We start from the raw sequence: 12,346 nt of genomic DNA on the forward strand, positions 1-12,346 counted from the left end.
GCCGGAAAAGCGTTCAGAGCGATCCTTCGCGCAGGCAGGACGGGTCGAGCGCGTCGAGGCGCGGACGGCCGAGCAGCGACAGCGTGCGGCGGATCTCTTCGGCCAGGATGGCGAGCGCGCGGGCAGCGCCCGCTTCGCCGCCCGCGGCCAGACCGTAGAGCGTGGCGCGGCCGACCAGCACGCCGTCGGCGCCCAGCGCCAGCGCCTTGACGATATCGGTGCCGCGGCGGAAGCCGCTGTCGATCAGGATCGTTGTCTTGCCGCCGAGCCGGCTCACGATCTCGGGCAGCACGCTCATCGGCGACACCGAGCCGTCGAGCTGGCGGCCGCCATGATTGGAAACGACGATGCCGTCCACGCCTTCCGCCTGGGCGCGTTCGGCGTCGTCGGCCGAGAGCACGCCCTTCAACAGCAGCTTGCCCGGCCACAGCGCGCGGATGCGGGCGAGCTTTTCCCAGTCGAGGTCGGCATCGATCTCGTCGCGCGACCAGGTGGCGGCCGCGGCGAGGTCGCGGCGGTCCGGCGGCAGGGCCTCGACGAGATTGCCGAAAGTCGGGATTCCGCGCGACAGCACGTCGAGCAGCCAGCGCGGATGGCAAAGCGTCTCGAGCTTGTTCATCAAGGTCGGGTCGGTGCCGGCGCGGTAGTTGCGGCGATCCCATTCGCGGTTGCCGAACACCGTGGCGTCGGCGGTGACGACGAGGGCGTCGCAGTTCGCCGCGCGCGCCCGGGCGATCAGGCTTTCCATGAACGACTGCGAACGGAACACGTAGATCTGCATCCAGTGGCTGAGGCCGGCGGTCGCCGCGACCTTTTCCAGCGGTGCGTTGGACACCGTGCTCTGGATGAAGGGGATGCCTGTGGCGGCCGCCGCGCGCGCCAGCGCCAGATCGCCGTCGCGCGCGAACAGGCCGCAGAAACCGGTCGGCGCGACCGCAAGCGGCAGGGCCGCACGAGTGCCGAAGAACGTCGTCGCCGTATTGACGGTTTTGCCCGCGACCAGCGTGCGTGGCACGAATTCCAGCCGGTCGAATACGGCGCGGTTGCGTCGCAGCGTCACCTCCTCCTCCGCGCCGCCTTCGAGATATTCGAAGACGAAGCCCGGCAGCCGGCGCTCCGCCATGTGGCGCAGTTCGGCGATGGAAAGGGCGCGGCGGATATCCGCTCCGCCATGAAACCGCCGGCTCACGGGCAAAGCTCCGCGAAGGCAGCCACCTTGCCGGTGTTGAGGATATCGTTGGGGTCGAGCGCCTTCTTGACGCGCGCCATGAGGGCGAGCTCCTGCGGCGAGCGCGACAGCGCCAGATATGGCTTCTTCATCACCCCGATGCCGTGCTCGGCCGAGATGGTGCCGCCGGCCTGTCCCACCAGGCCGTAGACGAGGGCGGCGATTTCGTCGTGCGGCTGGTCGTCGCCGCTTGCCGGGACGTTGATGACCAGATGCAGGTTGCTGTCGCCGATATGGCCGTAGGCGAGCACGATGGCATCGGGCCAGCGCCGGCGGCATTCGCCTTCGACCTCGGCGACGACGCCGTCGGTGCCGACGGTCGGCAGGCCGACGTCGAAGGCGGTCAGCGGCCCCATCACGCGGCCGTATTCCGAAACGCTTTCGCGTACCGCCCAAAGATCGCGCGCGTCGCGCTCCGAGGCCGGCAGGACGGCGTCGGCCACCCATCCTTCCTCGATGCCGGCGGCCAGAAGCTCGCTGAGCAGCGCGCCGTTCTGCGTGGCGTCGGCGCCGCTCGCCTCGATCAGGACATAGCCGCCATGGTTCCTGTCGAAGGGACGGCGCAACTGCGGGAGCTTTCCGGTCATGAAGTCGTAGAAGCTCGGCCACATCACCTCGAAGGAGGTGAGCGAGGCGCCGAGACGCCGGCGCGCCTGTTGCAGAAGCTTCAGCACCGCCTCGAAGTCCGGGCAGGCGCAAAAGGCGCTGTCGATGGCGGCGGGCCGGGCCTGCAGTCTCAGCACAGCCCGCGTGATGACGCCGAGCGTGCCTTCGGAGCCGATGAACAGTTGCTTGAGGTCGTAGCCGGCGTTGTTCTTGAGCATCTTGTTGAGGGAACTCACAACCGTCCCGTCGGCCAGCACCGCCTCGAGGCCGAGCACGCTTTCGCGCGTCATGCCGTAGCGGATGACCCGGTTGCCGCCGGCGTTGGTGGCGATGTTACCGCCGATCGAGCAGGAATCGCGCGCGCCGAGATCGACGCCGAAGAACAGGCCCGCCTCGGCAGCGGCGACCTGCACCACGGCTAACGGGGTGCCGGCCTGGACGGTCATCGTCGCCATCACCGGGTCGATTTCCTCGATACCGGTCATGCGGTCGAGCGACAGCGCCACGCCGCCGGCGATCGGCCGCGCCCCGCCGGCAAGGCCGGTCAGCCCGCCCTGCGGGACGACCGAAACCCGATGCTCGTTGCACAGGCTCAAGGCGCGCGACACGCCTGCCGTGTCGCGCGGCCGCACCAGCGCCAGCGGCATGACGGGTGAAAGGCCGCTCCAGTCGGCGCGGAAGCGCGCGGGGATGTCATCTCCCAGAAAGACGGCGTCCGGTAGCGCCGCCGTCAGCGCGTCGAGAAATTCCTGGCTCATTATCGTTCCCTGCAAGGCCGTCCGTTGGAGGACAGCCTTACAGGCGCTTTCGGCGAATGCCATGGACCAAATGTCGCGAGAATGAAGACCATGGCGTGCGACCGGTCCGCGACCTCTTCGCGAGGCCTTCAGGCCGGGAATGTCAGGTCTTCTGTTCGTCGTCGGGATGGCCGAGATTGACGAACCAGCCGCCGAGATGGCGCGCCGCCGGCGCATCCGGATCGGCCGGGGGCAGGCGGGCCTCGACTTCGGCGCGGTGCGGCTCGGTGCTGTCCTGCGGCTCGAAGCCGATATGACCGGCGAGGCTGTTGTCCACCATCTTGTGCCGATTGTTGGAGGTGCCGTAGATGATCGAATGCGCCACGCGCGGCGCCGTCAGGCTGGCTTCGACCAGTCGCACGCAGTCGTCGAAGGTGAGCATCGACCAAAGCATGCGCCGGTCGGTGTACTGGTCGAAGGACGAAAAGATGCGACAGCAGACAGTTTCGATGCCGAACTTGTCCCAGTAGAGACGGCTCAGGTCCTCGACGAAGCATTTCGACACGCCGTAGAGGCTGTCCGGCCGGTGCGAAGCGTTGGTATCGATATGGTCCTCGACCTTGTGGTAGCCGATGGCGTGGACCGAGGAGGCGTAGACGACGCGCCTGACGCCGTTTTTCCGCGCGCCTTCGTAGATATTGTAGCTGCCGCGGATGTTGGCGTCGAGAATCGTCTGCCAGCTTGTCTCCAGCGGCGCGCCGCCGAAATGCACGATGGCGTCGACGCCGCGCGTCATCTCAAGCACCGCATCGGCGTCGGCGAGATCGCAGAGGACGGCTTCCTCGTTCGGCTGCAGATCGGCGATTTCCGTGCGGTCGGAGACGCGCAGCCGCCGCGCCAGCGGCGCAAGGCCACGGCGCAGATGGGTTCCCAGCCGCCCGGCCGCGCCGGTCAGAAGGATGGTGTCGAAACGCGGGCTCATGCGGCGGCCTCGGCAGGCTGGAGAGCGGCCACCGCGCGCCCGATGCGGGCGATGGCCTCGGTCAGGATCGCGTCGGACGTCGCCGTCGAGATGCGGAAGAAGGGCGACAGGCCGTAGGCCGTTCCGGGAACGGAGCTGACATGGCCCTCGGCGAGCAGGTAGTCCGCCACCGCCACGTCGTCGGCAAGCATGGCGCCCTTCGGCGTCCGGCGGCCGATGAGGGCGGCGCAGCCGATATAGGCGTAGAATGCGCCCTCCGGCGGCGGCAGGGTCAGGCCTTCGATCCTGGAAATGCCGGCGACGACGAGATCGCGGCGGCGCTCGAAGGCGGCGCGGAATTCGCCGACGCAGTCCTGCGCCCCGGTCAGCGCGGCAAGGGCGGCCGCCTGCATGGGGGCCGCGACCGAGGTGCAGGACTGGCTCTGCACCGTGTTCATCGCCTTGATCAGCGGGGCGGGGCCGGCGGCATAGCCGACGCGCCAGCCGGTCATGGCATAGGCCTTGGCGACGCCGTTGACGATCAGGGTCCGATCCTTCAATTCAGGGCAGGCCTTGCCGAAGGAGACGAACTTGCGGTTGTCGAAGATGATGTGCTCGTAGATCTCGTCGGAGAGCACGAGCACGTCCGGATGCTTGGCCAGCACGGCGCCGAGCGCTTTCAGCTCCGCCTCGGAATAGACGGCGCCGGACGGGTTGCCGGGCATGTTAAGGAACAGCCATTTGGTCCGGGGCGTGATCGCCGCCTCCAGCGCCTGCGGCGTCAGGCGGAAACCGGTATCGGCGGGACATTCAGCAATCACCGGCACGCCGCCGAGCAGCTTCACCATTTCCGGATAGGAGACGAAATAGGGCGCCGGCAGGATCGCCTCGTCGCCCGCGTCCAGCGTCGCCATCAGCGCGTTGAAGATGACCTGCTTGGCGCCGTTGGCCACCACTATGTCGTCCGGCCCGTAGGAGAGGCCGTTCTCGCGGGCGAATTTTTCGGCCACGGCCTTGCGCAGCGCGGGCGTGCCCGCCGCGGCGGTGTAAAGCGTCTCGCCGGCAAGGGCCGCCTTGTAGGTCGCCTCGACGACATGGGCGGGCGTCGGGAAATCGGGCTCGCCGAGGCCGAGGTCGATCACCTCCACCCCGGTGGCGCGCAAGGCCTTGGCGGCCATCGAAGCCGCCATCGAGGCGGACGGTTTTACCGCCGACAGGCGTGAGGCGACATAGCTCATCGGTCGTTCTCCATCAGGTATCCGCGGGTCTCGTCCTCAGCCCGGCTGTCGGCGCTGCGCCGCGCCGGATCGCCATAGCCGCCGCCGCCGGGCAGCTCCATGATCAGCCGGCGCCCGGCCGGCACATGCTGCCAGCCCTTGGGGCGCATCCTGGTGCCGTCGTCAAGCCTGACGACGCCGGCGCCGCCGTCCTCGCCGCCGTTGCGACCCCTGGCGGCATGGTTGACGCGGTCGAACATGGCCGAGAAGTCGAATTCGTGGCCTTCCAGCGGGGCGATCTCGATAATCTGGCCAAGCCCGCCGCGGAACTCGCCGTCGCCGCCGGAGCCGGGCCGCAATTCCTTGCGCCAGATGACGATCGGCCCGGTATGCTCGGTCGCCTCGATCGGCATCGTGTGGACGCCGGAGGGGAAGGCGGTCGCCGAGAGCCCGTCGAGGCCGGGGCGCGCACCCATGCCACCGGAATTGAACATCAGCACCTCGGCGCGCCGGCCTTCGCCGAGCATGGTCGGCCGGACCGAGATGTGGATGTTCCACAGCGCGCCGGCGCCCTCGGCCTGGATCTTTCCGGGCAGCGCCTTGGCCAGCGCGCCGAGCACGAGGTCGGGAACCATGTGGCCGAAGATGTGGCGCAGCGCCACCGGCGCCGGCCGGACCGCGTTCAGGATGTTGACGGGCGACGACACGGTGAAGAAGGCGAGCGAAGCGGAATTGTTCGGGATGTCCGGCGCCACCACGCATTTCAGCGCGTAGCAGGCATAGGCCTTCGAATAGATGATGGGGCAGTTGATGCCCCAACGGCTCATCGGGTCGGTGCCGGTGAAATCGACCTCGACATGATCGTCGCGGATCGACACCGTCGCCGCGAGCCTGACCGGATCGTCGTAGCCGTCGGTGGTGAGGTCGTTCGACCAGCTTCCCTTCGGCAGTGCCGCGATGCGCTCCAGCATGGCCTCGCGGGTGCGCGAGAAGATGAAGGCGCCGAGATCGTCGAGCGAGGCAAGGCCGACCTCCCTCATCATGTCGACCAGCCGGCGATGGCCGACCTCGTTGCAGGCGGCCAGCGAATAGAAGTCGCCGACGACCTGGTTCGGCTCGCGCACATTGGCGCGGAGGAGGCGGACGACGTCCATGTTGACCCTGCCCTTTTCCGCGAATTTCATGATCGGGATCTGGATGCCTTCCTCGTAGACCGACTTGGCGTCCGCCCCGAAGCCGCGGCCGCCGACATCCACCACGTGCGCCGTGCAGGCGAAGAAGGCGACCAGTTCGCCGTTCAGGAAGGAGGGCGACACCATGGTGATGTCGTGCAGGTGGCCGGTGCCCTTCCACGGGTCGTTGGTGACGTAGGTGTCGCCTTCGAACATCTCTTCGCGCGGGATCTCGTTCATGAAGTGCAGCACGGCCTCGGCCATGGTGTTGACGTGGCCGGGCGTGCCGGTGACGGCCTGTGCCAGCATCTGGCCGCGCGGATCGAAGACGCCGGCGGACAGGTCGCCGGATTCGCGCACCGAGGTGGAGAAGGCCGTGCGCAGCAGGGTCAGCGCCTGTTCCTCCACCACCGAGATCAGCCGGTTCCACATCACCTGCATGCGGATTTCGGCGATGCTGCCGTTGCCGGACTTGCCCATGCCCTGGTCGTTCATGACGGGTTGCCTTTGCGCGTCAGAAGGATGGAACCGTCGCTCTGGACGACGGCGTCGAACGGCGTGGTGACGACGGTGGAGGTCTCGCGCTCGACGATGACCGCCGGGCCGGCGATGCGGTCGCCGCTCTCAAGCGTGTCGCGCTCGACGATCGAATAGGTCTGGACCGAACCCGCCGCCGGATCGAACACGGCGCGCGTGACGGCCGGCTTCATGGTGCGTTCTCCGGTGGCCAGTTGGTGGCGTTCGACAGCCGGCCTCTCATCAGTCGCCTTGACCGACCAGGTGACGATCTCGATCTCAAGTCCGTCGAGCCCGTCGATGGCACGGCCGAAGAAGCGCTCGTAGTTGGCGCGGAACAGAGCCTCGATCTCGCCGGCGGCGTCCGCGCTGAACGGCCTGTCGGGGAGAGGGACGGGGATCTCCCAGCCTTGTCCGGCATAGCGCATGAAGGCGGTGATCTCGCAGCCGATGCGGCCGTCGGTGCCGGCGCGCACGAAGCTTTCGGCCGAGGCCTTGAGGTCGGCGAGCAGGGCGTTCGCCTCAGTGGCGTCGAATTGCGACAGGCGGGTCAGCCGCGAGGCCAGCGCCTCGTAGCCGAAGGGCGCCTTCAAAAAGCCGATGGCCGAGCCGACGCCGGCACCCTGCGGCACCAGGCATCGGTCGATACCGAGCTTCTCGCACAGCCGCGCCGCGTGCAGCGGGGCAGCACCGCCGAAGGCGATCATCAGGTTGTCGGAGATGTTCTTGCCGTTCTCGACGGCATGGACGCGCGCGGCGTTGGCCATGTTCTCGTCGACCACCTCGCAGATGCCGAAGGCGGCGGAAGGCGCGTCGAGGGAGAGCCGTTCGCCGACGTCGCGCAGGATCGCGCGTTGCGAGGCGTCGGTGTCGAGCCTGATGGCGCCGCCGGCGAAGTTGTCGGGATCGAGCTTGCCGAGCACGAGGTCGGCGTCGGTGATCGCCGGACGCTCGCCGCCGCGGCCGTAGCAGGCGGGGCCGGGCTCGGAGCCGGCGCTTTCCGGGCCGGTCTGGATGCGGCCCATGGCGTCGACCCAGGCGATGGAGCCGCCGCCGGCGCCGATCTCGATCATCTCGATGACCGGGATCGAGATCGGCATGCCTGACCCCTTGGAGAAGCGGTAGGTGCGCGCCACCTCGAAGGTGCGGGCGGTGCGCGGCGCGAAATCCTCGATCAGGCAGATTTTCGCGGTCGTGCCGCCCATGTCGTAGGAGACGACTTTCTCCAGCCCGAAGCGCCGGGCGATGTCGGCGGCGAAGATGGCGCCGCCGGCGGGGCCGGATTCCACCAGCCGAACGGGAAATTCAGAGGCCGTCTCGACCGAGATCAGGCCGCCGCCGGAATGGATCATGAAGACAGGGCAGTCGGCGCCCATCTCCTTCAGCCGCACCTGCAGGCGCGCGAGATAGGTTGCCATCTGCGGGCGGACGTAGGCGTTGGCGCAGACGGTGTTGAAGCGCTCGAACTCGCGCATCTGCGGCGAGACTTCCGCGCTGATCGAGATCGGAACGTCGATCTTCGCCGCGAGGATTTCGCGGGCGCGGCGCTCATGCGCCGGGTTGGCGTAGGCATGGATGAAGCCGATGGCGACGGCGCCGAAGCCGCCGGCGGCGATCTCGTCGGCGAGTTCCTCCAGCCGCGCCTCGTCCAGCGGCTGCAATTCCTGTCCCTCGGCGCCGATACGGCCCCTGACGGTGAAGCGGTGTTCGCGCGGGATCAGCGGCGTCGGCAGTTTGAGATTCAGGTCGTATTGCTCGAAGCGGTTTTCCGTCCGCATCTCGATCACGTCGCGAAAGCCTTCGGTCGTGATGAGCGCCGTTTTGGCGCCGCGCCGCTCGATCAGCGCGTTGGTGGCGAGCGTCGTGCCGTGGATGACGATGCCGATGTCGGAGGCCGGGAGGCCGGCCTCGCGCGTGACGACCGCGATGCCGTCGAGGATCGCCTGCTCGGGCGCCGCATAGTTGGTCAGCACCTTGGTCGAGAAGATCCGGCCGCCGAGGTCTAGCGCGATGTCGGTGAACGTCCCGCCGATGTCTGCGCCGAGGCGAACGTCCTCTTTCCTGTAGCTCATGGTCGAACCTGTCTTCGCACCTGAATCCGGCCTCGGGCCGAACACGAATCCCAGCCTTGCCGGTTTTGTCGCCCGTCGCGACCGTGCACTGTGCCGGGCCGCGACGAAACGAAGAAATACCGGCTATTCGAAAGTTTTTCTTTCTTCTTTTGCCTTCAGAAGAACGCCGGGGTTCATCAGCCCCGATGGGTCGAGCGCGTCTTTCAGTCGAGCCATCAAATCCCTTTCGACCGCGCTGCGAAGGTCGTCGGCGAGCGCGATCTTGCTGCGCCCCAGGCCGTGCTCCGCGGCGAAGCTGCCGCCCATCCCGGTCGCCAGCGCCGCCAGCGCCCGGCCGATCTCGCCCGCCTTGCCGTCGAAGCCGGGTCGCCCCTCGGGCGGCGACAGGTTGTAGTGGATGTTGCCGTCGCCGAGATGGCCGAACGGGTTGATGCGCACGCCGGGAAGGATGCCGTGGCAGATTTCCTGGCCCGCCGTGATGAACGCGGCAAGCTTGCCCGGCGGGACGGAAATGTCGTGCTTGAGCTGTTCGCCTTCCAGCCGCTGCCCTTCCGGCTGCTCCTCACGCAGCCGCCAGAAATGGGCGCGCTGCGCATCCGACATCGCCAGTGCGCCGTCGGTGACCAGTTCCTGTTCCATGCCGTGTTCGAGGGCGGACGAGAGGATGTCGTCCAGCGGTATGCGCGGCGAGCCTGATGCCAGTTCGACCAGCAGGTAGACGGGGCCGCGCGCGCCGAGCGGAAAGGCAAGGTCGGGCAGGTGTTTCAGGGCCAGCTCCAGTCCCGCATCGCAGAAGAATTCGAGGCCGGACAGGAATTCGCCCGCCTCGCGGCGCAGTTCGGTGCCGAAGGCGACGGCGGCGGCGAAATCCGGCAATGCCAGAAGCGCGGTCGCCCGTTGCCTCGGCGCCGGATGGAGTTTCAGCACCGCGCGCGTCACGATGCCCAAGGTGCCTTCGGCGCCGCAGAACAGTTTCCGCAACTGGTAGCCGGCATTGTCCTTCTGCACGGCGCGCAGGCCGTTCCAGACCGTGCCGTCGGGCAGCACGACTTCCAGGCCGAGCACGAGGTCCTGCATCATGCCGTAGCGGAAGGCGTGGCTACCGCCGGCGTTGGTGCCGATCAGGCCGCCGATGCGGGCGCTGCCTTCGGCGCCGAGATGCAGGGGAAAGATGAGCCCGTGAGGCTCCAGCGCCTCGTGCAGCGAGGCCAGCACCGCGCCTGCCTCGACGAGGATCGAGCCGCTGTCGGGGTCAGGCTCGCCGATCGCCGCCATGCGCGACAGAGACAGGATGACTGTGTCCGGCATCACGGCGACGGCACCGCCGCATAAGCCCGTATTGCCGCCTTGCGGGACGATGGCGACGCCCGCCCGCTGGCAGATGCGCACGACCTCGGCGACCTCTTGCGTTCCTGCCGGCCTTGCGACGCCGAGCGGCTCGATGCCGTAGCGGTCCAGCCAGTCGCGGGCGTAGGGGGTCGTGTCGGGGGGCGAAAGCCACCCTTTGGCGCCGAGAACGGCGGACAGCGCCGCAGCGGTATCGGTCATCGCAAAGCTCTCCAGTCCGTGTGCTATCGCTCGCCCACGGCCATGCGCCGTTCCAGATAGGCGCCGTAGCGGGACAGGCTGAAGACGAAGACGAAGTAGATCAGCGCGATGAAGACGTAGACCTCGACATAGGCGAAACGCCATTCGCCGGTGCCGTAGGCGGCGTTGCCGGACGCCAGGATCTCGAAGAAGCCGATGATGACCACCAGCGACGTTTCCTTGAACGAGATGACGAACTGGTTGATCGTCGCCGGCAGGGCGTTGCGCATCGCCTGCGGCAAAAGCACGAGGCTGACGCTGCGCCAGTAGCCGAGGCCGAGCGCCCGCGCCGCTTCTTCCTGACCCTTGGGGACGCCCTGCATACCGCCGCGGACGATCTCGGCCTGATAGGCGGAGAAGAATAGTGCCGAGCCGAGGATGACCCGGTAGAGCTTGTCGCCCTGCAGCCATTGCGGCAGGGCGAAGGGCAGCACGATGGCGAAGGTGAACAGGATCGTGATCAGCGGCAGCGAGCGGACGGAATCGATGATGAGGCCCGTCGTGCGGGATATCCACGGCAGGTCCGAGCGGCGCATCAGGGCAAGGCAGATCGACAGCGGGAAGCCGATCAGGCAGGTGGTGACGAAGATGAACAGGGTGAGCGCCAGCCCGCCCCACGATTCCTCCCCGACATAGGGAAGGCCGAGGATGCCGCCTTTCATCAGGACATAGAAAAGCGCCGTGCCGGCCACCCAGACGACCGCGAGACGCCTGCCGGTCCAGAAGGCCGGAATGCAGCTCAGCACGGTCATGGCCACCACGGCCACGCAGGCGAGCGCCGAGCGCCACTGCTCCTCGAAGGGGTAGAGGCCGAACAGGATGATGCGCCAGCGCTCGGCGATGACCGACCAGCAGGCGCCGGCCGCAGCGTGGCAGGCCTCGGGGCCGCCGCTTGCCGTGAAGACGGCCGAAAGAAACGCCCAGTTGAGCACCTTCCAGACGACGAAGGCGATCACGGCGAGCGAGAACAGCGACACGAGCGCCTGCAACGGCGAGGCGAAATAGCGCCGCTTCAGGTCCTCGGCGATCGTCGGGGGCGGAGGGGCAGCGACGGTCATCTCCAGTCCGTCCATGGCGCTAGCCCCTCAACTGATTGCCCTTGAGGGCAATCGCCTTGTTGATGCGGTTGAAGATAGCCGCCAAGGTGAGGTTGATGACGAGGAAGCCGCCCATCAGGATGCCGATCGCTTCCAGCGTCTGGCCGGAGTGGTTGATCGTCAGCGCCACGATCATGAAGAAGTCGGTGAAGCCGACGGCGATGCCCATGGTGGTGGCCTTCATCAGCCACACATACTGGTTGGCGAGGATCGGCAGCATGGCGCGCAGGGCGAGCGGCAGGCGCACCAGCATGAAGACCTGCCAGGCGGTGAGGCCGAGCGAATTGGCCGCCTCCATCTGGCCCTTGCCGACGGCCTTGAAGCCGCCGCGCACGATCTCGGCGATGTAGGAGCCGCCGTAGATGGCGATGGCGACGACGAGCGTGGCGAACTCCGGCGGGATGCGCAGCCCGCCGCGCAGGTTGAGCCCCTTGAGTGCGGGAACGTCGAGGAAAGGCACGTCGGGCAGGCGGCCGGCGAGCAGGATCAGCACCGCGCAGGCGAGCGCCGCGGCGGCGGCCGCCAGCTGGAGGGGGAGCCGCTGTCCCAGCGGCCGGTCGATCCGGTGTGTGCGGCCGAGCCACAGCGGCAGGACGGCGGCGGCGAGCACGGCGGCGCCTGCTGCGGCAAGCGTCCAGGCGCCGACATTCGGGACCGGAACGTAGAGCCCGCGGCTCGTCAGGAAGGTGCCCCAGCTTTCCTCAGCGGCACGCGGCGAGGGCAGGTGGGTGATGACGGCGTACCAGAAGAACACCTGCAGGATCAGCGGGATGTTGCGGAAGATGTCGACATAGGTGCGGCCGAGGAGCCGGGCGAGGTCATTGGACGAGGTGCGCGCAAGGCCGACGATGGTGCCCACGACGGTCGCCAGCACGAGGCCGAAGGTTCCGAGAAACAGGGTGTTGATGATGCCGTTGAGGAAGAACCACCAATAGGGGTCCATCGCCGTCGCCGGCAGCAGCGAGAAGTTCATGTCCCAGCCGGTCGACTTGAACAGGAAGTCGAAGCCGGAGGTGATGCCCTGGGCCGCGAGGTTGCGGCGGGCGATCAGGATGCCGGCCAGCACCATGGCGCCGAGCGCGCCGACGTAGAAAATCTGCAGCAACGCGTTGCGGACCTTCTGATTTCTCAGCAGGCTGCCCATCGTTCGGCC

Annotated in this window: 9 protein-coding genes; all 9 read right to left on the reverse strand. The window is 67.8% G+C overall.

Annotation, left to right across the window (positions count from 1 at the left end):
- Positions 1–13: 13 nt before the first annotated feature.
- Positions 14–1,189, reverse strand: a complete 1,176-nt coding sequence (locus E6C48_RS18440; RefSeq protein ID WP_136359652.1) for an alpha-hydroxy acid oxidase — start codon at positions 1,187–1,189, stop codon at positions 14–16.
- Positions 1,186–2,592 carry an FAD-binding oxidoreductase gene (locus tag E6C48_RS18445; protein ID WP_136359653.1) on the reverse strand — a complete coding sequence of 469 codons (1,407 nt, stop codon included), beginning with the start codon at positions 2,590–2,592 and terminating at the stop codon, positions 1,186–1,188. Before E6C48_RS18445 ends, E6C48_RS18440 begins: the two co-directional genes overlap by 4 nt.
- Before the next feature lie 142 nt (positions 2,593–2,734).
- Entirely contained in the window at positions 2,735–3,553 is an 819-nt protein-coding gene (locus tag E6C48_RS18450) for an NAD-dependent epimerase/dehydratase family protein (RefSeq protein ID WP_136359654.1), read from the reverse strand.
- Entirely contained in the window at positions 3,550–4,770 is a 1,221-nt protein-coding gene (locus tag E6C48_RS18455; protein WP_136359655.1) for a pyridoxal phosphate-dependent aminotransferase, read from the reverse strand. The genes E6C48_RS18450 and E6C48_RS18455 overlap by 4 nt, the downstream gene beginning before the upstream one ends.
- Positions 4,767–6,416 carry a hydantoinase B/oxoprolinase family protein gene (locus E6C48_RS18460; protein ID WP_230978855.1) on the reverse strand — a complete coding sequence of 550 codons (1,650 nt, stop codon included), beginning with the start codon at positions 6,414–6,416 and terminating at the stop codon, positions 4,767–4,769. The genes E6C48_RS18455 and E6C48_RS18460 overlap by 4 nt, the downstream gene beginning before the upstream one ends.
- Entirely contained in the window at positions 6,413–8,509 is a 2,097-nt protein-coding gene (locus E6C48_RS18465; RefSeq protein ID WP_136359656.1) for a hydantoinase/oxoprolinase family protein, read from the reverse strand. The genes E6C48_RS18460 and E6C48_RS18465 overlap by 4 nt, the downstream gene beginning before the upstream one ends.
- Positions 8,510–8,632: 123 nt before the next feature.
- A complete protein-coding gene (locus E6C48_RS18470; protein WP_136359657.1) occupies positions 8,633–10,057 on the reverse strand; it encodes an FAD-binding oxidoreductase in 1,425 nt (474 codons plus the stop codon).
- Positions 10,058–10,080: 23 nt separating this feature from the next.
- Positions 10,081–11,169, reverse strand: a complete 1,089-nt coding sequence (locus tag E6C48_RS18475; RefSeq protein WP_230978856.1) for an amino acid ABC transporter permease — start codon at positions 11,167–11,169, stop codon at positions 10,081–10,083.
- 4 nt (positions 11,170–11,173) lie between these two features.
- Positions 11,174–12,337, reverse strand: a complete 1,164-nt coding sequence (locus tag E6C48_RS18480; protein ID WP_136359658.1) for an ABC transporter permease subunit — start codon at positions 12,335–12,337, stop codon at positions 11,174–11,176.
- Positions 12,338–12,346 lie beyond the last annotated feature (9 nt).

It is taken from the genome of Ollibium composti (assembly GCF_004801285.1).
Classification (GTDB): Bacteria; Pseudomonadota; Alphaproteobacteria; order Rhizobiales; family Rhizobiaceae; genus Mesorhizobium; species Mesorhizobium composti.

Bases quoted from the DNA above. Each gene is read 5' to 3' on its own strand.
- E6C48_RS18445 (WP_136359653.1), bottom strand. From the start codon at position 2,592: ATGAGCCAGGAATTTCTCGACGCGCTGACGGCGGCGCTACCGGACGCC.
- E6C48_RS18455 (WP_136359655.1), bottom strand. From the start codon at position 4,770: ATGAGCTATGTCGCCTCACGCCTGTCGGCGGTAAAACCGTCCGCCTCG.
- E6C48_RS18470 (WP_136359657.1), bottom strand. From the start codon at position 10,057: ATGACCGATACCGCTGCGGCGCTGTCCGCCGTTCTCGGCGCCAAAGGG.
- E6C48_RS18465 (WP_136359656.1), bottom strand. From the start codon at position 8,509: ATGAGCTACAGGAAAGAGGACGTTCGCCTCGGCGCAGACATCGGCGGG.
- E6C48_RS18460 (WP_230978855.1), bottom strand. From the start codon at position 6,416: ATGAACGACCAGGGCATGGGCAAGTCCGGCAACGGCAGCATCGCCGAA.
- E6C48_RS18450 (WP_136359654.1), bottom strand. From the start codon at position 3,553: ATGAGCCCGCGTTTCGACACCATCCTTCTGACCGGCGCGGCCGGGCGG.
- E6C48_RS18480 (WP_136359658.1), bottom strand. From the start codon at position 12,337: ATGGGCAGCCTGCTGAGAAATCAGAAGGTCCGCAACGCGTTGCTGCAG.
- E6C48_RS18475 (WP_230978856.1), bottom strand. From the start codon at position 11,169: ATGGACGGACTGGAGATGACCGTCGCTGCCCCTCCGCCCCCGACGATC.